This window comes from Entomospira culicis, assembly GCF_028748145.1.
Classification (GTDB): Bacteria; Spirochaetota; Spirochaetia; order WRBN01; family WRBN01; genus Entomospira; species Entomospira culicis.
This window is the reverse complement of record NZ_CP118181.1, coordinates 271,836-291,778: the sequence shown is the minus strand read 5'-3', so window position 1 is coordinate 291,778 and position 19,943 is coordinate 271,836. Positions and strand designations below refer to the sequence as shown.

Sequence of the window (19,943 nt, the reverse complement as noted above, 5' to 3'; positions counted from 1 at the left end):
CGTACTAAGTGATTAAAACCAAAAGCGAATACCAAACTCGCCACCAAGACCACCACCAAGCCCTACTCCACCACTGCCAAAGCCCACGCCCACACTAGGAACAAATGCCAACCAAAGATCCAAGCGATCGAAAAACATAAAGCGCAAACCCAAAGGCAGTCGACCACCAAGATCAAATTGTGCGCCATCAGAAAAAAAATTCATGCCTACATAAGGACCTACTCCGCCATATAGTCCAAACCAATCGGTAAAATTAAGTTCTAAAAAGATCCAATCTGCCTGTGTATGCAAAATAAAGTGTCCACTACCGCCCCAAAAACGTAAGCCAAAGTCCCAGTTTCCTTTCGCACCAATCTCACCAATACCCACGCTTAAACCAAAACCATTACCCACTCCCCAACCTCGATAAGAAGCCGAAGTGCCCCACAACGCACCCACGCCCACACGTGCCTGAACAGTTGATAAACCGATCATGCTAAACAAACATATCAATACTATTTTTTTCATTTTTTACACTCCTGATTTGAATGAAATCATGATACAAGATAATGGAATTAAATGAAAAAAACAAGAAGAATCCTTCTTTTTCAAAGGATTCTTTCTATAAAATTATGTAAGGCTAATATATACCTTTAGCGATTAGAACCAGAAACGGAAACCAATCTCTCCACCAATACCACCACCAATACCAAAAGAATTACTTCCCTTATTACCATAGTAATCCTTGTTGTAGAACGTCATACCAAGACCAACATTAGGGACAAAGGCAATCCAAATATCAAACATGTCAGCAAGCATAAAACGGAAGCCCACAGGAACACGCGCCCCTACGTCTAAGCCAAAGTAACCACCATATTTTTCGTTCTTACCTGTAACAGGATTATACCAACTATCCTTAGAACCAAAAGCCAATCCAACATAAGGACCTACACCCACATAGAAAGCTACCCAATCGGTAAAATTATACTGGTAAAGATGCCAGTCTAAATCTAAACCTACCCAAAAACGACCATTACCACCAGAAGCACGGACTGCAAGCTCCCAGTCAACATCCTCTAAACTCCCCACACCAAGGCTGAATCCGGCACCCCAAGAACCACCCCAACCATTCCATGAAGCGCTACCACCAAAGACAACGCCAAGACCAATCGCGCTTGCCGAGGTAGCGCCTACAAATACTAACGCGCTTACCATCATCATTTTTTTAAACATAACTTTTTTCTCCAAACAATAAAATTAGAAATCACTTCTTTTTTAGTATAAAAAAACCGATTCCCAGTAAAACTATACCAGAAATCGTAATTAATTGCAATAATGATTTTTAAAAAATTATGCCTTTACAAAAAAATTAACCAATCCAAAAGCGGAAACCCGTCTGCAAGCCAATGCCGTAATACATACCAGTATAAGCTTTAGCGGTAGTTTTTACTTCCTCATCCGTAAGAATTGTTTTCGTTCTTATACTAGAGTAGTTATAGCTTACACCACCACTAGGCACAACGGCAAACCAGAAATCAAACATTTCCGTTACAAAACGCAACCCTACAGGCATAATCGCACCAAACTCCCAGTTGGTACTACTGGTTTTCACCTCAAAAAGTACATTATTCGTATCCTCACTCTTTCTATTGTGGAATCCAATATGCGGTCCCACACCCACATAGAACAAAACAGAGTCAGTCAACTCGCCCATAAATACATGGAAGGGTGCATCTAGGTTGATTTCGATACCATGGGGATTCGCTTTCGTGCCAAACCAGGTGGTAATACCAATCTCCATAAAGATCTCTTCCATCTCACCAATAGCCACATTCAATCCAAAACCAGGATTAGCGCCACCGTGGCGTCCCCAGCTACCTTCACCCACTAAACCGATACCTACTGCAGCATTTGCCGAAGTAGCACCAATGAGTGCCAAAGCACACAACATCACAAATTTCTTCATAAATAGCTCCTCATCATAAGATTCTATAATGAAGCTACTACTTTTTTGTTAAAGCGTCAAGGCAATTTTACAAGAATAAACTCTTACTTACACTCTTCTCTACCAAGTAACTGCGTAACTCCGCTAAAGAGAGATCATTCTTGTCTACCCCGCCACGGATTTTCATGCTTGCCGTGCCGTTTTCGGCATCTCGCCCACCCACGATAATAGTATAAGGAATGCGTAACTCATTAGCGCGTTTAATTTTCGCCTGCATCCGATCATCGCCATCATCCAGAGAGACACGGAGATCAGCCTCCCCTAAATAGCGCGCCACTTGTTGGGCATACTCCACAAATTTCATGCTCACTGGCACAATACGCACTTGAATCGGTGCTAACCACAACGGAAATGCGCCCGCGTAATGCTCGGTAAGCACGCCAAAAAAGCGCTCCAACGAGCCCAGCAACGCCCGATGCACCATATAGGGGCGCTTTGCTTCGCCATCTCTATCGATGAAGGTGAGCTTGAAACGCTCGGGCATGTTAAAGTCGAGTTGAATGGTCGATAATTGCCACTCGCGCCCCATCGAGTCCTCAATCTTTAAATCGATCTTAGGGCCATAAAACGCACCACCGCCCTCATCCACACCAAAGCTCAAATCGGCGCGATCCAAAGCAGATCGCAACGCATCCGTCGCCTCTTGCCAACGATGCGCCTCGCCCACGCTCTTCTCTTTAGGCTGGGTACTCAAAAAAGCTTGAATCTTGCTAAATCCAAAGGTAGACAAGATATGCAGGCTAAATTGCAACGCAGCGTACACCTCATCGGCGAGTTGTTCGGGCGTACAGAAGATATGCGCATCATCTTGGGTAAAGCCACGCACGCGCATCAGTCCATGCAACGCGCCCGCACGCTCATAGCGGTAGACGGTGCCCAGCTCTGCCCACCGACACGGCAATTGACGATAGCTCTTCTTGTCGTTTTGATAGATCATGATATGAAAGGGACAGTTCATCGGCTTGGCATAATACTCCTGCCCATCCACATCCATCGCGCTATACATCCCCTCTTTGTAGAAGTCCAAATGCCCCGATGTCTCCCAAAGCCAAGAGCGCCCCACATGCGGAGTATAAATCAATTCGTAGCCATGCTTAATATGCTCTTTACGCCAAAAATCCTCCAAAACCAAGCGAATACGCCCACCCATCGGATGCCAATAAGCCAAGCCCGCGCCCGCCTCCTCGTGGAAACTAAAGAGATCAAGATCCTTCCCAATGCGTCGATGATCGCGCTTCTCGCGCTCTTGGAGCATAGTTAGATGATGATCAAGCTCGGCTTTACTTGCAAATGCCGTCGCATAAATGCGTTGCAGTTGATCACGCTTCTCATCGCCACGCCAGTAAGCACCCGCCAAGTTGAGCAAAGCAAAGCCATCTACGGATAAATCCGCCGTACTCTCCACATGCGGGCCTCGGCACAAATCCACAAAATCGCCCAACCGATAAATTGTAATCACCGCATCAGCAGGAAGCTCTTCAATAATCTCTACTTTATAAGGATTATGCGCAAAGAGAGCAAGCGCCTGCTCTTTAGCAATCTCTTCGCGCACAAAAGCGAGATTTTTGCCCAAAATTTCGCGCATCTTGGTCTCAATTGCGGGAAAATCCTCCAAAACCAATCGCACCGGAAGCTTCATATCATAATAAAAGCCCTCGTTAATGGCAGGGCCAATCGCAAAGAGCGTGGTAGGATAGAGCTCCTGCACCGCTGCGGCCAAAACATGCGCCATACTATGACGCACTGTTGCTAAATCAAAGTTACCCATCGCTTTATCCTCCCTAATCTCTAATAAAATTACTTACTTTTGCATAACTGCGTCATAGCCAGCTTCATCAATAGCATCGATAATAAGACGCTCTTCTAGTGCATCCTCACTGCGAATGACTAAAGTCCCTTGCTCCAGATTAACCTCAGCATGCACCACCGAAGCAAGCGCAAGCGCTGCCTCCTCCACCCGTTTTTTGCAATGTCCGCAACTCATGCCACTCACATTGAATTTATATTCTTGCATATAATTAAACTCCTAGAACATTCTTTATAAAAGACTTCTCTATCCTATCACATTTTTCTCAAGATGACAAGAGACTTTTCTCCAAAAAGCGCTCTATCTTCTGCCGATATGATGCCGATAAGGAGAAGGTGTTGAAGGCTCTGTTACGATCAACTGCAATCTTTGGATTGGCTAAGTTTGCTCTGCGTCTCTTGGGGGCGCTGTGGCTGAGCTATACCTTAATCTTTTTGGTGTTGCATGCCAGCGGTGGGCAGGTGATTTCCAGCGATCTTCCCCTTAGCCGGCAGGCGCAAGAGGCGTTGCGTAAGGAGCTCTTTTTGGATAGGCCCTTGCACCAACAATACTTTTTTTATCTAAAAAAGATCATATCGCTAGAGTGGGGCTATAGCATCCACAATCGTCAAATGCCACTGCACACCATCCTTGCCTATGCCATGCTCATCACCGCCGTTCTGGCGATCCTAGCCATGCTTCTTACCCTACCCATCGCGCTTGCTATCGCCTTAATCGCCTACTTTCACCCAACGCACTGGATACGTCAAGTTATCCTCATCCTCATGCTATTACTAGGCTCGCTACCCACCCTCATCCTTGTCCCCATCGCCTTTTTGTGGATAATTCACTTTCAGCCATCGCTCTATGGCGCTACCATGATTTGGTATCACCCACCATGGCTAACCATCTTATCAATTGTTATGGCGATTCCTTATATCGCGATTTTTGCTCGCATCCTTTATACCGATCTGCGTTTTCACCCGAGACAGCAGTATCTCGCTCAATATCTTGCGATGGGCTTTTCTCTACCTCGCACGCTCTGGATGCTCCGCTCGCGTATGCTTTTACCCATCAATAAATATATGGGTACTGCCTTTGCGCAACTCCTTAGTGGCTCGATTCTTTTGGAGGAATTTTTTCGTCTGCCTGCCCTAGGTACGCTCTCGCTCCAAGCCATCCGCAACCGCGACTACCCCGTAGTGCTCTTAACGTCGATGGCTTTTACCCTTATCTTTCTCCTACTGACCCAGCTATCGGCCTACCTGCATACGCGCCTCGATCCGCGGAGCCGATACCCATGATACCCAAAAAAGCAACACGCTCACTCCTCTTTTTCACCCTTATCCTACTGATAATGCTCGCTCCCTCCTTCTTTTTAGACGGGCAACAACATACAATCCATCTGGAGCAAACACTTCTCTTGCCCCGCTGGATACAAGTGCCCTATCTTGGCACCGATGCCCTCGGACGCGATCTCCTCGTGCAACTATGCATAGCACTAAGTACGTCGTTATGGCTTGCCCTCTCGGCGTTGTTCGTTGCTACCCTTCTTGCGATGATTTTCAGTATCAGCGCCTCGTGGTTGCCACCCAAAATATCAGCTCTCTTACTTTGGATACCAAAAGCACTCTTTATTCTACCCGCCACGCTCCTTAGCGCCTCATTACTCAACATCACAGGACAACACACCCTCACCCTCTGGCTCACCCTACTGATTGCCCCTCTCTTTATCCTCACGCACTTTCTCCACCTCTCCCTCGCTAGCCAAAAGAACGAACTCTATTGGCTCTACAGCCAAAGCACCGGTAGCCAATCGGCCTACCGCATGATGCAACATCAACTGCCCTATGCCCTCTACCATATCGTTCCCTTTGCCGTCGCGCGCCTCCCAAGTCTCATCATTTTAGAGGGAACACTCTCCTTTATTGGGCTTGGTCTTCAATCGCCCAAACTCTCGCTAGGACTCCTGCTCCAACAATCTATTCCTCACATCCAGAGCTACCCACATCTCTTTTTTGTGCCTGCCCTCACTTTTCTTTTTTCCTTATTTTTGCTACAATGGATGAGTCTACGCCTGCAAATGAGTCTACAGCGCCACTAAAGGAGATGCTTATGGGAGTACCACTGCTTCATATCGAGAATCTGGGGGTAACCTTTGATACCCATCATGGACTCATTCATGCAAGCCATAGTGTCAATCTTACGCTACATGCAGGCGATATTTTAGGCATCGTGGGGGAATCTGGCTCCGGTAAGAGCGTCTCAATGATGGCTGTAGCGCGTCTACTGCCTAGCTACGCGCAAACCAGCGGATCCATTCTTTACAAAAATATCCCCATCCATCAGCTCAATCATCAAGCATTTAAAGCCTATCGTGGTAAGAAGATTCTTTACCTCTTTCAAGATCCGCTTACTGCCCTCAACCCCTATCTTAGAGTGGGCAAACAGCTCATCGAGACCATCCGTTTACACCAAAAAGTGGATAAGTCTACCGCCCAAGCCATCGCAGAGAAGCTACTGGCTAAAGTGCATCTCACGCAAAGCGATCGGGTGATGCGCCTCTATCCCCATCAGTGTTCGGGAGGAATGCGCCAACGGATTTTACTCGCCCTCGCCCTCGCCTGCCAGCCCGAAATCCTCATTGCCGACGAACCCACCAGCGCCCTAGATGCGATCACTGCCGCCCAAATCATGCAACTGCTCGATCAACTTCGTAAAGAAGAGGGCTTGAGCATCATTCTTATTAGCCATGATCTCCCTATCGTGCAAGCGATATGCTCCCACATTAGCGTCTTCTATCAAGGCACTATCATCGAGAGCAACACTAAAGAAGCGATCATAGGCCAGCCCCAAGCGCCCTACACCCAAGCATTGCTCCATGCGATGCACCAGATGGAGTAAGATTATGCAAGAAGCTCACAAAAATTTACTAGAGATAAAATCCCTAAGCTGTAGCTACACGACACGCGAGCGTGCGACGAATCTTGCACTTAATGATATCTCTTTTATGATGCCTTTAGGGCAAAACCTTGGCGTGATTGGCGAATCGGGCTCGGGCAAGAGTTCGCTGATTCGTAGCCTAGCCAAATTGATTCCTAGCGAAAGTAAACAGATTCTCTTTGACGGCAATCGCATCGACCATCTAAGCCAGCGCGACTTCAACCCCTTGCGTAAAGAGATGCAACTGATCTTTCAAGATCCGCACAGCTCCTTCAACCCCTATCTCTCGTTACAACGCTCGCTGTTGGAGCCTTTGCGCGCCTTTCCCACTACCATCACAAAATCTTTATGGCAAGAGCATATCGAAGAGATGGTACAAGAGGTGGGATTATCTCCTAGCCTCTTACAACGCTACCCCAAAGAGCTCTCTGGAGGAATGGCACAACGCATGAACATCGCCCGTGCGCTGTTGCTCCATCCGAAACTTATCCTTGCCGATGAGCCTGTGAGTGCCTTAGACTTTGTCATTCAAGCACAAGTTATTGATCTAATGGCGCAACTTCAAGCGCGCTATCACACTAATTATCTCATTATTAGCCATAGCTTTCCGATCATTAAAGCACTCTGCCCCCATATCATCATTTTATACAAAGGACGTATTGTGGAGTATGGTGCGACCCACAACGTGATGAGCAATCCTATCCATCCTTACACCCAGCAAATTCTCTTAGCAACACGTAAACCTCTTAGCCCGATATCGCCACAAGAGAGCGAGGCAACGCTCGTACACAAGGGAGAAGAGTACTATTTCCATCCCCATGTGCAAGCGCAACACTTTATCACCTTGACCATTGCAAGCAACCATGGCGTGGGCGTTTATCGAACCTAAACAAAGGTTAGAGCCTGTCAAACAGATCTTCTGCCAAAACTTAGGCGAAAGGTAGGTGTAGGACAAAAAAGTCTTCCTCTATACCGCCATCGAGGAATTGACTCTTGGCAAACCCGAGTCTCTGATAAAAAGGCACTTTATTCTCGCGTGCCAACAACACAATCGAGGTGCAATGCTCTTCTTTAGCTCTCACCTTAACATACTCCATCAGGGGGCGTGCCAACCCCTTCCCGCGAAAGTGCTCTTCAATGGTAAAAGCATCCAAGTAGTAAGCGTTAGCATAAGGGAGCATCCACGTGCTATCGGCGCCCAAGATGCCCATTAAACGTGGACTCAATTTAATCGGTGCATCGAGGGTGGTAAAGTAGCCGTTGTCGATAAGCGCTTGGTAAATGCTCTGATAAAATTGCATAATTTTCACAATCGGATAGGCGATAAATCCGCCCAAAATGTGCCCAGCATCATCGCTCATCACGCGTACGGTGTGGAGGGACATCGGCAAGGGTTCGTGGTGTCTGGCTAGCTCTTGCATACGCGTTAAAACCACATCATCCTCTTCGCTATTGCAGATCAGATAGGCGTAATCCTTATAGGCCGACATAATCAACCTTACCACCTGTTCTACTTCCCCATCGCTAGCTACGCGTAGCTGTGTCATCATATTCTACCTCTTTTAATTCAGTGATATTTACCTATTATACTGAAAAGATCAAGCGCTTGTCAAGGAAGCCGTAGACAGACGCACATCAGTAGCAATCCCAGTGCTTGCCCATCAAGCCTTTAACGGGATAAATAGGGCAAAAATCGAACCTTGAGGCGTATTGTTCTTTACGATAATCTTCCAGCCGTGCGCATCAACAATGCGTTTAACCAAGGTGAGTCCCAGCCCCACGCCACCCGTACCCCGATTACGCGACTGTTCTAAACGATAAAAACGCTCAAAGATCAGCTCCTTCTCGGCATCTGGCACGCCATAACCAGTATCCACAACCTCGATGATGAGCTGATGATCACGCACACGCGTCTGCAACCCCACACTCCCACCCGAAGGCGTATACTTCATTGCGTTGCTCAGCAGATTAATAACCGCTTGCTTAAAGCGATCGATGTCGGCGTGAATCATTTGCTCACTTCCAATCTTTGACCAAAAGCTAAGCCCACTCTTGAGACCTAATTGTTCGTAGACGATCGCCAAATCCTGTAAGAGGTCGTCCACCACAATGCGCTCTTTTTTGAGCGTAAGATTATCATCTTCCAAGTCGCTAATTTTACCCAACTCACCCACCAACGAGGTTAAGCGCAAGATCTCCGCCCGAAAAGTGAGCAGGCTCTCGGGTCCTACCTCAACAACGCCATCCATATAAGCCTCCGAAAGCGCCAATAACGCGTTAAGGGGCGTGCGGATCTCATGGCTAATGTCGCTGGTAAGACGCTTGCGTAGTGCGCGTTGCTCTTGCAAGGAGATTGCTAAAAAATTGAGCGCCCGCGTCAACTGAGCAATCTCGCGTGTGCCACTTCTGTCCTCAATTTTATGATTCAAATTACCACTCTGCATCTCCACCGCAGCATGCGTAAGATTGCGCAAAGGATCGCTCAATAAATGCGATAAGATCATCGCCGTAATCCCTGCCAAGACCAATCCCAAAAAGACCGTACCCATCGCGCTCACCAAGAGATACTGTTGCATATCCACCCCTTCGGGATGGAGACTGCTGTTAAGATCACTGGCAATCACCACGTAGCCGACTGTCCAACCATTGTAGCGAATTGGCTTTTCCATTATCTCGTACTGCTCGCTATCAAGCACCTCAAAGGAGAAAACTGGAGCTTCTACGGCACCTCTTCTTCCGCGCGGAATACGCCGTTGCGTCGTCGTTGGGGAGATAATTTGCCCCGTCTGCTTCGTCGTTCGCCAGATAATCTCCCGCTGATCATTGAGCAACGTTACCACCTGTCCATTCAGCATCGATTGACGCACACTGGCCTGTCCACTACGAATATTCCAGCTCTTGTCCTGTTGATACACCGCCTCTAAATACCCCACAATATCCGCCGTGCTACGCTCACGACTCACACTCTCATAGCGTTGAAACTGCTCGTTAATCTCCTTGGTAAATTGATAGGAGGTATAGAGCGCAAAGACCGCTATCACCGCAAAAAAGACGATAAACATCCGCACCTGAAGCGGAAGCTCAAAGAGCGGGCGCTTAAAGATACGCATGGCTTAATGCGATGCCTTGGTAAAGCGATAGCCCACACCATAGACCGTCTCAATATAGATAGGCTTACGGGAGTCGGGTTCGATTTTACGACGCAAATTCTTGATATGCACATCCACCGTGCGTTCATCGCCATCAAAGGCCATATCAAAGGCACGATCGAGCATCTTCGCCCGCGTAAAGACAATACCAGGGTTCTCCGCCATCAACAACAAGAGACTCAACTCCTGCTTGGTAAGCGTAACCTCCTCATTGTCAACAATCACTCGATGCTCATCGGGAATAATTTTAAGCGAAGGCGGATAAAAGAGCTCCTTTTGCACCGCAAGGGGCTTTACTCGCCTCAAAATGGTGCGAATTCGCGCAACAAGCTCTTTGGGGCTAAAGGGCTTAACAATATAATCATCCGCCCCCAAATCCAATCCCGCTAACCGATCAGACTCCTCGCTCTTTGCCGTCAACATGATGATAGGAATATTGCTCGTCTTACGAATTTCACGGCAAATCTCTTCCCCCGAAATATCAGGCAACATCAAATCTAAGATGACAAAATCGACTACTTCATTATAAAAATAGATCAACGCCTCTTTGCCATTCTCGCTGACAAAGACCCGATAATCTTCTCGCTCCAAATAAGCCTTCACCACATCACGCGCAGTCGGCTCATCGTCCACCAATAAAATATTCACCCAAAACTCCTTATTTATCTCTTCATTACGAAAAAAAATTACATGCTAACTCTTAGGGCAAATACGCCTCTCCACCTTACTCTTCAAGGTAACTTCCGCGTAGAGATCGTCAACATTGGTTACATCTTGCCACAAGAGCAACTGCTTTAAATCGTCGTGTAACATCTCTTGCCAGCCCTCTGCGCTAGAGAGCATATCGCTATTGACCCAGCGTGCGCCGGCACTCAACGCCATAAAAAGCAACTTTGCCGAGAGCTTCCGACTCTTTGCCACCACAGGATATCCTGCTTGACGGATCTTTGCGATGCTTGCGAGCCCCAAATTTTGCACCCCAAGCCGATGCGGATCGAGTGCAACTTGCCAAAAGTCTACCCGATACGCTCCACGCTCATTAAGACGCATGACAAAAGTATCGATACTCTCTTGATTATAAAAATTACCCACCATCAAAATCGCCTCCGGAGCAACCATACGAAAGGCAATCACCTGTTCAACCACCGCCTGTTGCGCACCATGCTCTACCTCAAGCAAAAACCACTTAAATTTGTGCCCCAACATCTTTTTAGCATAGACCAGTTCACTCTCCCCCAACCCAAAACGTACAATATAGCGATTAGCCAATGCGCTATTTTGACGAGGGTTAAAGAGATCGTCCAGCACATCCACCTCTAGCTGACTATGTAACACCAACGGAAGCTCCATCTGTGGGGCATGTTTGCGTAAATCCCCGAGTGTCTGTGGGGCAAGAAGATACGAAAACATCGATTGCCCTTGGTAGGCCGTAAGCAACGCCAACGACCCAATACCACTCTCTTTACTAAATTTAGGCTCAATGTAACAGCTCTCTTCATCCAGGTATTCCCACATGCCCTCCATATCATCTATCATGCAAAACTCCTTATCCACAGCTTCTTCCATAAATTGTACAATACCCGGCACAAAATTGCAAGGCAAAAGCACGCTAGGGTCTTTTCAAAAAGGATAAAATCGTCTATCATCTTATTAATTTAGCACAAAATGAGACAAAATGCTATCACATTACCCCATTAAGATAAGGAAAGGAGTACAACAAACGTGGCAAAAGAGAAAAAAAGCCCTAATCCTCACACCCAAACCAACAGCTATGGCGCGAGCATGGATAAGCTTATTAGCCTGTGTAAACGTCGAGGATTTATTTACCAAGGTTCGGAAATTTACGGCGGTCTTAATGGGACGTGGGACTATGGCCCTTTAGGTGTAGAGCTTAAACGCAATATTCAGCAGGCCTGGTGGAAGAGTATGGTAGGATCGCATGCTAATATTGTCGGGTTAGATGCTGCCATTTTGATGCACCCTACCGTCTGGAAGGCATCGGGGCATGTGGATAATTTTAGCGATCCGATGGTAGACTGCAAAGCCTGTAAGCAACGTTTTCGCGCTGATAAAATTGACCCGAGCGCGATTGCCAACAAAAAGTGCCCCAACTGCGAGGGCGAACTCACCGATCCACGCCAGTTCAACCTCATGTTTAAGACCCACATGGGGCCTGTTGCCGATGCCGACGATAGTGCCGTCTACCTTCGCCCCGAGACCGCGCAAGGAATTTTTGTCAACTTTAAAAATGTTGTCGATACCACCCGCCAGAGCGTGCCCTTTGGCATCGCCCAAGTAGGTAAGGCTTTCCGTAACGAGATCACCACCAAAAATTTCATCTTCCGCACCGCCGAATTTGAGCAGATGGAGATGCAATACTTCGTGAAACCCGGCACCGACCTCGCGGAACTCGAAGCGTGGAAGACCAAACGCCTGAACTACTATCACCAAAACCTAGGTATTCTGCCCGAAAACCTCCGCTTCCATCAACATGGCAAAGACGAACTCGCCCATTACGCCGTCGACGCCTATGATATTGAGTATCACTACCCCTTTGGCTGGGAAGAGTTAGAAGGGTTGCACGATCGTAGCGATTTTGATTTGCGTCAACACCAAGAATTTAGTGGAAAAAAGCTCCACTACCAAGATCCCATCACCAACGAAAAGTACCTACCCTACGTCATCGAGACCAGCGCTGGTCTCACCCGCTCGGTGCTCATCACCCTGATGGATGCCTATGAAGAGCAGACGCTCACGATGAATGAGGATGGCACCATCGGCGATCATCGCGTAGTGATGCACTTTCATCCTAACATCGCACCGATAATGGCAGGAATCTTCCCCTTAATGAAGAAAGAAGGGTTGGACACCATCGCCCAAGAGCTCACCCAAGAGTTACGCGATGTCTTCAATGTGGAGTACGACGCATCAGGAGCAATTGGCCGTCGCTATCGTCGTATGGACGAGATCGGTACGCCCTACTGCATCACTGTCGACCATCAAACCAAAGAGGACAACACCGTTACCTTGCGCTTTAGAGATTCGATGGAGCAAGTACGTATTTCCAAAAATGATCTTGTCCACCACATCCTCAAGTTCAATCGGGAGTACCAACGCAAACCTTAATAAATACGTAAATAGTGAGATAATTTAATTATTTATCTCATCCTCCATCGCTGGTGTCTGCAGGGCATCAGCGATAATTTTCTGCCAGTGTAAACCGCGCGCATCACGTGGACGCTGAAGGATAAATTGCTCGATATACTCTTCTGCCATAACAAAATCATCCAAATAAAAGGCACTAATCGCTATACCCAAATAGGCATCGGCAACGCCCAAATCAAGAGCTACCACCGCTTGGTAAAGCGCTTGAGCCTCGTCATAAGCTTTCTCCTTGAGTAGGAGGTTAGCTAAATTGATATAGGCAGGGACAAAGTCTGGACGCAGTGCGATTGCGCGCTGGTAAGATGCCTTCGCTAATGCGGGCTTACGCATTTGTAGATGAATCTGCGCTAAATTATAGTGTGCCAAGAGATGCTCTGGGTCGAGCGCGATTGCACGCTCCATACTACTCTTAGCCATCGTCCAGCGCTTGAGCGCCACGTAGACCATGCCATGCTCAAAGCGATAACGCGCCACATCTGGCGCAAAGCGCACCACATCCCGATAGAGGCGATCGGCTTGCGCGTAATTACCAGCACGATAAGCCTCTCTAGCAAGCTCTATGCGCTCGATAGGCTCGATAGGCTCATTGGCAAAGCCCGACATAAGCACAACAGAGTTCCATATCAACGCAATAAACCATGCCCTTCTCATTCCTTACCTCCCGTCAATCGCTGCTCAATTTGTAGCCGAAGCACCCGCGCATCATCGTCATCAGGCATAAGCGCCTCGTATTTTTTGAGATAAACATCTGCCTGTGTGGCATCATCTTTTCCATGTAGATAGACCAACGCCGTATCGTAGTAGACATCGACAAACATCACATACTCCGCCTGACTGACAGCATGCAAAGCAATTTTCCCCGACTCTATCTGGGTGATAATATCGAGATAAAGCACCAATGCTACCTCATAATAGTGTTGCATGACGTAGAGTTTAGCTAATTGAATTGCATAGAGATGCTCTTCAGGCTCGATGAGATGCGCTTGCTTTAGCATCGCCTGTGCTTGACTTAACTTGCGTTGCGATAGATAAATTTCACCCAAATTGTAATGCGCTGCGTGGTTCTCTTTATTGAGATAGATTGCTTTTTGGAACATGGCAATGGCAGGATTAATGCGATTTTTTTGGGTTAAAAAGTAGCCCATCTCATGGTAAATGGAGTCGTTTTCTGGCTGAAATTCGAGCAATTGCACCGCAATCGCTAAGCCACGATCGTAGTGATGCCCCTCACTGGCATCTACCAAGAGCGCCCAAAGTTGGGATTCGGATAAGGTTGTCAGGTGCGCGATGCGTTGCCCGTGGCTGGAGGTTGCGCTATATTCGTTCAAAATCTGCTCAATCTCACTCTCCATCGACTGCGTGGCACAGCTACTTATCAACCATAACATGTTCACGCCCAGCACAAACCATACGCGCACTATCCCTTGTTTCATAGCCACTCCTACCACCTAGATGCTTCTATTATACAACAAAAAAGACCTTTAGAAAAGGTCTTTTCGTTAAGGCATAAGAAATGTTTTCTACCAGTAGCCCTTAAGCATGGTGTTCGCACGAGAGCGAATGTCTTGGCTGAATCCGCGACCTTGGCTAAGCATGGTAAGCACCTCGATGGTCTGAAGGTCAGGATCAGAAGAACTCGCCACCTTCTCCATTGCCTTGAGATACTCATCAGCGACGCTATTGTTACTGGTGCGTGCCATGTTACGAAGCATAGCATCATTTAACACGCGTAGCGCAAGCAGACCACTGTCGCCAGCACCTAAGTTCGCGATAGCCTCAAAGCCAGCGACTAATGCCATAGGATGAGTCTCGAGATCGATCGCCTCGAAGACGATTTTTCGTGCTTCATCCATACCACTATTACCTAAAACAGTCATTGCACCAGCGCGCACATCGGCGTAATCGGTGGAGCGGGAGGTGTGATCGCGCCATACCGTACCCATACCAGCCAAGACACCCAAGGCCTTGATGCTCTCGCTATCGACACCGATATCGCCATTCTCAAACGATCGTAAGAGATCGATTTTCTGTAGACGATCGTCGCTACGTGCCTGACGCATCAACACATCACTCTTGGTACTGGCCACAGCGCCAAGACTCAACACCGCCAAAAAGATCATTAACAAACTTACTCTTCTATTCATAGACATCTCCTACTTCTATTAAACGGATCACTACAACGTTAAGTTTACTATCTCTTGCAAAAAATGTCAAAACCCTAAACGCAAAATTTAGCTAAATTTTGATAAATATCTTGATTTTTTTCGGCGAATATGCCATGGTATAGGCATGAGCATCGCAATTTTTCCTGGGAGCTTTGACCCACCCACCTACGGACACCTCAATTTGATCCAACGATCGGCAGCGATTTTTGATCGCTTGCACGTCCTCATCGCGGTAAATCCGAACAAATCATCCTTCTTTAGCGACGAGGATCGCCTCTTTATGATGCAAGAACTCTGTAAAGATCTGCCCAACGTCACGGTTATCACGTGGAGCACTTTCGTGGTGGAGTACGCGCGTCAACATCATATCCAGACGATTATCCGAGGCGTGCGCCCCTTGAGCGACTTTGCCAACGAGTTTGAACAGGCGCTCTACAACTATCAGCTAAACGACCAAGTGGAGACGCTCTTTATGCCCAGCGCCGGTAAGTACGCCATCTTGCGCTCCTCGGCACTAAGAGAGATTGCGCTGTTGGGGGGCGATATCACCTCGATGGCGCCCAAGGTGGTAGCCGATATGATGCACAAGAAATTAAATATCGATAAATAACCAGTCAACACCTTGACTTTTTTTACCAGATCGAGTATCCTAATAGACGTGTTGCCGAGGTGGTGAAATGGTAGACACAGGAGACTTAAAATCTCCCGGCCGCAAGGCTGTACGGGTTCAAGTCCCGTTCTCGGCACAAAAATTGAAGCTCCAAGTGATACACGCTATTGCCTGGAGTTTTTTATTTTTAATCAAAAAGGATGGATATACATGAGTGAATTTGCTAATTTAAGCCCTAAAGAACGAGAAGAAGCTTATGCTAAATACTTAAAAACCGCAGAAAGACGAAGCGGAGAAGGTAAGTTGTCTTTAACAACTATTTCAATGTATCTTGATTATCTCAAGAAAAAAGAAGTTATTAGCGCCATTTCCACAGAAATTTTACCCAATTTTTATCAATACAAATCTTATGCAGATGTTATTGAAGCCAACCGCATCTTAAGAGCTTCCCCTCATTTTGAGAAAGTTAATCAGACCAGTGCACATGGTACGCTAGCTGCCACCATTGAGCATTACTTAAATTTTCTCAAAGAATATAAACAAAAATAGACATTAAGCAACGTGCCGAGGGTCTATTTTTCTGTTGTAATCTACCTTAGCGTAAAAAGCCAAAGTGATAGATAGCATCGGCTAGCTTTACCGTGAGCGCCTTGTAAGGCTCTTCTAGCATGGCGCTGTAAGCATCTTGTTGTTTACCGCCCTTATACTGCTTCAAGCTGTTCTTGATTTGATACCAACCCACGTCGCTACGCCCTAGCTTGTACTCGTCTAAAATTTTGGGGGAGAAGTTGGCATACTCTTTAAAGTACTGCTGATAGATCCACTTGCCCGCCTCTAGCACCGCCTGCGCCTGTGCGCTGATGTAGGCTTGATTTGCCTCCAAATAATCAACCATAAAGTAACTCTCCAGCTTGCTACCGCCTACATCACTGGGGGAATACGGGAAGAAGTGATTGACTAAGGTGTACGCCTGCCCCTGATACACAAGCTTGCTTGCACCTGCACTTAAGTTGGAACCATTAAAGAGCATATAAACCAAACAATCTAATTCAAATTCTTTGGTTAAGGGCTTGGTGGGTTGCAAAAATTGATCCCGATCATTGAGCCACGTACCCCGAATCGCTCGGCGCACTGCAAAAACCACCGCCGCCTGATGCAAATTATCTGGGTTGACATAAAAGCCATGACCTTTCCCATACGGAGAACTAAAAAGCGTTGTACCACGCCCAGCATTTTGAAAATCGTTTGCATCTGCAAAAATATATCCTATCGCATTATCACTCCAATATGTTAATGGAATAAAATTAGCCGTAAAAACTTTTAAAGCATTTTTTAAAGGCACAACACGAGGAAGATTCGGATTAGCCTTGGGTCGGTCAATCCATTTATTAAGATAGGTCTCTTTAGGTTGGTTAAAGAACTTTTTTTGTTCTTTACTGCTAATTGCCCCTTCGGCATCCTTAATATCGGTATCTAAGACATCGCAAACAATCTCTGTAATCGGCTGGGGTTTGCCTAAATCCCACATCAAAAAGGCAATAGGATAACTTCCGTCAACAGTATCAAAGTTGCGACTATGGAAGACGAATCCACCCAGATACTTAGCCTGCCACTGCTCTCTAAAGCGCTCAAAATTAGGCGAATTAATATGTTTTACCTTACTAAACATGGCGATAATCGCGTGTGGCATCTCTTTTTGGATGCGTACTAAAAATTGGGCGTACAACTCGTTGCTGGCCGCGCCCCACTCCTTTTTCATCATATACTTAGCCACGCCCTTCTCTTTGGCGATGCCGGCCTTGCTATCAAAACTCAAGGTTGTTCCTGCCTCGCCGTAGGGTGGGTTCATCAGCACCACGATCTTTTTACCGGCTTTGATAGCTTCCTCAAGCTCTTTGGGGAATTTACGTGCGCCGAGAATCTTCTCGCCCGTGCGTGAGTTAAAGGAGTGATCATAATCGGTATAGGCAATCGTGCCATCGGGTTGCACATCGTCATTGAGGTAGTCATACTGCCAGATGGTGGCCTCTTGAAGCTTGGCATAGCGCTCGCTATTCTTTGCATTGAGCTTCATAATATCCACCTCGCGTTGCTTGAGCGTGCTTAGAAACAAGTTGCGCGGTTTCTCATGAATCTGCTCCAGATTACCCGTACCACAGGCCATATCCCACACGATATATTCATTCTGCCAATCTTTGCCCAGAATCTCGGCTAGTTTGGCGTAGGCTTGTTTTACAAACTTTAGTGGGGTATAAAATTCCCCGTCGTAACGACGCTCGCCTAAGGGCATCAGGGCGTCTCGTCGGGAAATTAATTGATCGCGATACTGCTCTTTGGGCGGACGTTGCCAACGGTTCCAATAAATTTGATAGGACTCCTCGTTGGTTACCTTCGCCTCTCTCCTATTATTATCAAATAAAAAGATCTTTTGCCCATCGAGAAACACCAACCTCGCCGATGCAGGAAGCTCTTTTTGGTAGACACTCGCACTCTTGCCATCGTGCATCAAATCGGCATAAAAGAGAAAGGTCAATTCGCTCTCGGCCAAGACGGCGCTCTCGCCCTCGGGGACAACCGTTAAACGCAAATGCTCTCCCACCAAAAGCGCCCACGAGGCATACGCCTCATCCAAATTATCGGGGATAATATCAGTGCGGGTGAGTTGATTACTCTTTTTGATCTCATCAAATGTCGCAAGGAATTTCTGCTCCTCGCCCTCGTATTTAAAGTAAAATGCAATGATATGATAGGCGATAAGCTCTTGGATTTTGGCAAAGTCTGCCTTACTCAAGGCCTTAACGTCGCTTGCGCTCTTGCCCCAACCAATAACCGTATGCATCTCTTCAAACGCCCGTTGAATGTTCGCATAGGGGAGAATCCCCACCTTTGCCTGATCGATCACCAGCAAAAACGAGGGCAAGTGCTCGCCCTTAACCAGCGCCTGATGCACATAATGCAAGCTCTGCGCAAACATCACGTCCAACGCCACCTCGCCAGCCTTGGCTTCTACCCAAATTTTATCGCCATTAATGCGGATATCGATTAAATTTTTGGTGTACTCGCTACTGCGTAACTTCAAAAAGGCAAGATACGCATCCTTCACATCCTCTTCGCTAGCCTGCTTGTTGCCTTTGCTTAACCCTTGTAATTTTTCATAAAAAGACCGTGCCATGACTCACCCCCGCCTAGTAAATCATCGTAACATGAAGGGAAAAACTTTATGCATCACGCACCACCAAAATCGATCCCTCGCGCTGAGTAAAACCTTGTTTGTGATAGTAAACATCCACATCACTCATCACATAGATAGTGCCATTAGGGTAATCGCGCGCCAGCTCTTCGATAAGCATTTTGCCCAACTGATGACCACGAAACTCTTTTTGCACAAGAAGATCATAGATGTAGAGCCCAAAGCCATCATCATCTCGAGCGCGTAGGTAAGCTACAATATGATGATCAAGAATCGCGACATACACAATGGAACTTTCAAGCGCACGTTGGTAGCGCTCTGCCGTTAAGGGATCGGTATAACCGTGCCAATCGTCCTCCAAGCGCATCATCGCAAAGAGACGCGTGTAGTCGCTAAGTAGATATCGACGTATCAAAAAGCCTAAAGACATACACCTACCCTACGCTTCTGGGGGAGTACGTTCTTCTCTCATACGCGCGTGGGCGGCAGCAATGGCAGCGTCAAAGCGCTCTTGAGGAACTGCTTGTGCCATTTTTTCAAATGCAACGATAATGCCATTAATCCCATTTTGTAAAGACTCTTTTAAGGAATCAACCACAATCGCTTGCGTCTCGGCTGCTTTAAGCATCAGCATTTGGCTGGTTACTGCGCTCAAGAGCATGTGGTAGGTCTCTTTATCTAGGTTGACAATATTGTCATCCACATCAAAGTGCGCGCTGATGAGCTGTTCGTTGTTCTCGCCCTTCTCGAGGGTAACACTTAATGATACTCGCATTGGAATATCTCCTTTGTCTAACATGAGATAACAAAAAATCACAAAGCATGCCAACGCATCAGCCAACCACGCGTCCAGAGGGACTCGAACCCCCAACCTATTGCTTAGAAGGCAATTGCTCTATCCGGTTGAGCTATGAACGCTTATCTTCTATCCTAAAGATGTTACCATTGTAA

22 protein-coding genes and 2 tRNA genes are annotated in these 19,943 nt (G+C 47.0%); 8 read left to right on the top strand and 16 right to left on the bottom strand.

Annotated elements, in window-relative coordinates; genetic code table 11:
* Window positions 1–12 precede the first annotated feature (12 nt).
* From PVA46_RS01400 to PVA46_RS01380, 5 genes are all read right to left on the bottom strand, one after another.
* On the bottom strand, window positions 13–507 hold the full coding sequence (locus PVA46_RS01400) for a hypothetical protein (RefSeq protein WP_167694992.1): 495 nt from the start codon (window positions 505–507) through the stop codon (window positions 13–15).
* A gap of 132 nt (window positions 508–639) precedes the next feature.
* A complete protein-coding gene (locus tag PVA46_RS01395) occupies window positions 640–1,200 on the bottom strand; it encodes a hypothetical protein (RefSeq protein ID WP_167694991.1) in 561 nt (186 codons plus the stop codon).
* Window positions 1,201–1,348: 148 nt separating this feature from the next.
* Window positions 1,349–1,933 carry a hypothetical protein gene (locus tag PVA46_RS01390; RefSeq protein ID WP_167694990.1) on the bottom strand — a complete coding sequence of 195 codons (585 nt, stop codon included), beginning with the start codon at window positions 1,931–1,933 and terminating at the stop codon, window positions 1,349–1,351.
* A 79-nt stretch (window positions 1,934–2,012) separates the two neighbouring features.
* Entirely contained in the window at window positions 2,013–3,752 is a 1,740-nt protein-coding gene (thrS, locus tag PVA46_RS01385) for a threonine--tRNA ligase (protein ID WP_167694989.1), read from the bottom strand.
* Window positions 3,753–3,785: 33 nt separating this feature from the next.
* The gene (locus PVA46_RS01380; RefSeq protein ID WP_167694988.1) at window positions 3,786–3,998 is read right to left on the bottom strand and encodes a heavy-metal-associated domain-containing protein; all 213 of its coding nucleotides are present in this window, start codon (window positions 3,996–3,998) and stop codon (window positions 3,786–3,788) included.
* 131 nt (window positions 3,999–4,129) lie between these two features.
* On the opposite strand from PVA46_RS01380, the gene PVA46_RS01375 reads away from it, so the two are divergent.
* Genes PVA46_RS01375 through PVA46_RS01360 form a run of 4 tightly spaced genes read left to right on the top strand, consistent with a single transcriptional unit; the run spans window position 4,130 to window position 7,602 of the window.
* Window positions 4,130–5,074 carry an ABC transporter permease subunit gene (locus PVA46_RS01375; RefSeq protein WP_167694987.1) on the top strand — a complete coding sequence of 315 codons (945 nt, stop codon included), beginning with the start codon at window positions 4,130–4,132 and terminating at the stop codon, window positions 5,072–5,074.
* Window positions 5,071–5,874 (top strand): hypothetical protein, encoded by an 804-nt coding sequence (locus PVA46_RS01370; protein WP_167694986.1) that lies wholly within the window; start codon window positions 5,071–5,073, stop codon window positions 5,872–5,874. The genes PVA46_RS01375 and PVA46_RS01370 overlap by 4 nt, the downstream gene beginning before the upstream one ends.
* 11 nt (window positions 5,875–5,885) lie before the next feature.
* The gene (locus PVA46_RS01365; protein WP_167694985.1) at window positions 5,886–6,674 is read left to right on the top strand and encodes an ABC transporter ATP-binding protein; all 789 of its coding nucleotides are present in this window, start codon (window positions 5,886–5,888) and stop codon (window positions 6,672–6,674) included.
* Window positions 6,675–6,678: 4 nt separating this feature from the next.
* Window positions 6,679–7,602, top strand: coding sequence for an ABC transporter ATP-binding protein (locus tag PVA46_RS01360; protein ID WP_167694984.1), 924 nt, complete (start codon window positions 6,679–6,681; stop codon window positions 7,600–7,602).
* A 40-nt stretch (window positions 7,603–7,642) separates the two neighbouring features.
* Here PVA46_RS01360 and PVA46_RS01355 read toward each other — a convergent pair whose 3' ends face one another.
* The 4 genes from PVA46_RS01355 to PVA46_RS01340 all read right to left on the bottom strand — a co-directional run bounded on the left by PVA46_RS01355 (window position 7,643) and on the right by PVA46_RS01340 (window position 11,398).
* The gene (locus tag PVA46_RS01355; protein ID WP_167694983.1) at window positions 7,643–8,263 is read right to left on the bottom strand and encodes a GNAT family N-acetyltransferase; all 621 of its coding nucleotides are present in this window, start codon (window positions 8,261–8,263) and stop codon (window positions 7,643–7,645) included.
* A gap of 111 nt (window positions 8,264–8,374) precedes the next feature.
* Window positions 8,375–9,823 (bottom strand): ATP-binding protein, encoded by a 1,449-nt coding sequence (locus tag PVA46_RS01350; protein ID WP_167694982.1) that lies wholly within the window; start codon window positions 9,821–9,823, stop codon window positions 8,375–8,377.
* Between the two features lie 3 nt (window positions 9,824–9,826).
* Window positions 9,827–10,510: a response regulator transcription factor gene (locus tag PVA46_RS01345; protein ID WP_167694981.1), complete on the bottom strand. Its 684-nt coding sequence runs from the start codon at window positions 10,508–10,510 to the stop codon at window positions 9,827–9,829.
* 45 nt (window positions 10,511–10,555) lie between these two features.
* Window positions 10,556–11,398, bottom strand: coding sequence for a hypothetical protein (locus PVA46_RS01340; RefSeq protein ID WP_167694980.1), 843 nt, complete (start codon window positions 11,396–11,398; stop codon window positions 10,556–10,558).
* Window positions 11,399–11,644: 246 nt separating this feature from the next.
* Between PVA46_RS01340 and PVA46_RS01335 the strand changes: the two genes are divergently transcribed.
* A complete protein-coding gene (locus tag PVA46_RS01335) occupies window positions 11,645–12,988 on the top strand; it encodes a glycine--tRNA ligase (protein ID WP_167696240.1) in 1,344 nt (447 codons plus the stop codon).
* Between the two features lie 24 nt (window positions 12,989–13,012).
* Here PVA46_RS01335 and PVA46_RS01330 read toward each other — a convergent pair whose 3' ends face one another.
* The 3 genes from PVA46_RS01330 to PVA46_RS01320 form a co-directional block, all read right to left on the bottom strand.
* Window positions 13,013–13,678 (bottom strand): tetratricopeptide repeat protein, encoded by a 666-nt coding sequence (locus tag PVA46_RS01330; RefSeq protein ID WP_167694979.1) that lies wholly within the window; start codon window positions 13,676–13,678, stop codon window positions 13,013–13,015.
* Window positions 13,675–14,460 (bottom strand): tetratricopeptide repeat protein, encoded by a 786-nt coding sequence (locus PVA46_RS01325; RefSeq protein WP_167694978.1) that lies wholly within the window; start codon window positions 14,458–14,460, stop codon window positions 13,675–13,677. The genes PVA46_RS01330 and PVA46_RS01325 overlap by 4 nt, the downstream gene beginning before the upstream one ends.
* Before the next feature lie 87 nt (window positions 14,461–14,547).
* Window positions 14,548–15,171 (bottom strand): hypothetical protein, encoded by a 624-nt coding sequence (locus PVA46_RS01320; protein WP_167694977.1) that lies wholly within the window; start codon window positions 15,169–15,171, stop codon window positions 14,548–14,550.
* Between the two features lie 145 nt (window positions 15,172–15,316).
* On the opposite strand from PVA46_RS01320, the gene coaD reads away from it, so the two are divergent.
* The 3 genes from coaD to PVA46_RS01305 all read left to right on the top strand — a co-directional run bounded on the left by coaD (window position 15,317) and on the right by PVA46_RS01305 (window position 16,351).
* Window positions 15,317–15,802: a pantetheine-phosphate adenylyltransferase gene (gene coaD / locus PVA46_RS01315; RefSeq protein WP_167694976.1), complete on the top strand. Its 486-nt coding sequence runs from the start codon at window positions 15,317–15,319 to the stop codon at window positions 15,800–15,802.
* A 53-nt stretch (window positions 15,803–15,855) separates the two neighbouring features.
* Window positions 15,856–15,938: transfer RNA gene (locus tag PVA46_RS01310), tRNA-Leu, on the top strand.
* A 74-nt stretch (window positions 15,939–16,012) separates the two neighbouring features.
* On the top strand, window positions 16,013–16,351 hold the full coding sequence (locus tag PVA46_RS01305; protein WP_167694975.1) for a hypothetical protein: 339 nt from the start codon (window positions 16,013–16,015) through the stop codon (window positions 16,349–16,351).
* 46 nt (window positions 16,352–16,397) lie between these two features.
* On the opposite strand, the gene PVA46_RS01300 is transcribed toward PVA46_RS01305, so the two are convergent.
* The 4 genes from PVA46_RS01300 to PVA46_RS01285 form a co-directional block, all read right to left on the bottom strand.
* A complete protein-coding gene (locus PVA46_RS01300; protein ID WP_167694974.1) occupies window positions 16,398–18,974 on the bottom strand; it encodes a hypothetical protein in 2,577 nt (858 codons plus the stop codon).
* A 46-nt stretch (window positions 18,975–19,020) separates the two neighbouring features.
* Window positions 19,021–19,422: a GNAT family N-acetyltransferase gene (locus PVA46_RS01295; protein ID WP_167694973.1), complete on the bottom strand. Its 402-nt coding sequence runs from the start codon at window positions 19,420–19,422 to the stop codon at window positions 19,021–19,023.
* A gap of 9 nt (window positions 19,423–19,431) precedes the next feature.
* A complete protein-coding gene (locus PVA46_RS01290) occupies window positions 19,432–19,767 on the bottom strand; it encodes a hypothetical protein (protein WP_167694972.1) in 336 nt (111 codons plus the stop codon).
* Between the two features lie 69 nt (window positions 19,768–19,836).
* A tRNA-Arg gene (locus PVA46_RS01285) sits at window positions 19,837–19,910 on the bottom strand.
* Between the last annotated feature and the right edge of the window lie 33 nt (window positions 19,911–19,943).

Bases quoted from the DNA above. Each gene is read 5' to 3' on its own strand.
- PVA46_RS01400 (WP_167694992.1), bottom strand. From the start codon at position 507: ATGAAAAAAATAGTATTGATATGTTTGTTTAGCATGATCGGTTTATCA.
- PVA46_RS01395 (WP_167694991.1), bottom strand. From the start codon at position 1,200: ATGATGATGGTAAGCGCGTTAGTATTTGTAGGCGCTACCTCGGCAAGC.
- thrS (WP_167694989.1), bottom strand. From the start codon at position 3,752: ATGGGTAACTTTGATTTAGCAACAGTGCGTCATAGTATGGCGCATGTT.
- PVA46_RS01380 (WP_167694988.1), bottom strand. From the start codon at position 3,998: ATGCAAGAATATAAATTCAATGTGAGTGGCATGAGTTGCGGACATTGC.
- PVA46_RS01370 (WP_167694986.1), top strand. From the start codon at position 5,071: ATGATACCCAAAAAAGCAACACGCTCACTCCTCTTTTTCACCCTTATC.
- PVA46_RS01365 (WP_167694985.1), top strand. From the start codon at position 5,886: ATGGGAGTACCACTGCTTCATATCGAGAATCTGGGGGTAACCTTTGAT.
- PVA46_RS01360 (WP_167694984.1), top strand. From the start codon at position 6,679: ATGCAAGAAGCTCACAAAAATTTACTAGAGATAAAATCCCTAAGCTGT.
- PVA46_RS01355 (WP_167694983.1), bottom strand. From the start codon at position 8,263: ATGATGACACAGCTACGCGTAGCTAGCGATGGGGAAGTAGAACAGGTG.
- PVA46_RS01350 (WP_167694982.1), bottom strand. From the start codon at position 9,823: ATGCGTATCTTTAAGCGCCCGCTCTTTGAGCTTCCGCTTCAGGTGCGG.
- PVA46_RS01340 (WP_167694980.1), bottom strand. From the start codon at position 11,398: ATGATAGATGATATGGAGGGCATGTGGGAATACCTGGATGAAGAGAGC.
- PVA46_RS01335 (WP_167696240.1), top strand. From the start codon at position 11,645: ATGGATAAGCTTATTAGCCTGTGTAAACGTCGAGGATTTATTTACCAA.
- PVA46_RS01330 (WP_167694979.1), bottom strand. From the start codon at position 13,678: ATGAGAAGGGCATGGTTTATTGCGTTGATATGGAACTCTGTTGTGCTT.
- PVA46_RS01325 (WP_167694978.1), bottom strand. From the start codon at position 14,460: ATGAAACAAGGGATAGTGCGCGTATGGTTTGTGCTGGGCGTGAACATG.
- PVA46_RS01320 (WP_167694977.1), bottom strand. From the start codon at position 15,171: ATGAATAGAAGAGTAAGTTTGTTAATGATCTTTTTGGCGGTGTTGAGT.
- coaD (WP_167694976.1), top strand. From the start codon at position 15,317: ATGAGCATCGCAATTTTTCCTGGGAGCTTTGACCCACCCACCTACGGA.
- PVA46_RS01305 (WP_167694975.1), top strand. From the start codon at position 16,013: ATGAGTGAATTTGCTAATTTAAGCCCTAAAGAACGAGAAGAAGCTTAT.
- PVA46_RS01300 (WP_167694974.1), bottom strand. From the start codon at position 18,974: ATGGCACGGTCTTTTTATGAAAAATTACAAGGGTTAAGCAAAGGCAAC.
- PVA46_RS01295 (WP_167694973.1), bottom strand. From the start codon at position 19,422: ATGTCTTTAGGCTTTTTGATACGTCGATATCTACTTAGCGACTACACG.
- PVA46_RS01290 (WP_167694972.1), bottom strand. From the start codon at position 19,767: ATGCGAGTATCATTAAGTGTTACCCTCGAGAAGGGCGAGAACAACGAA.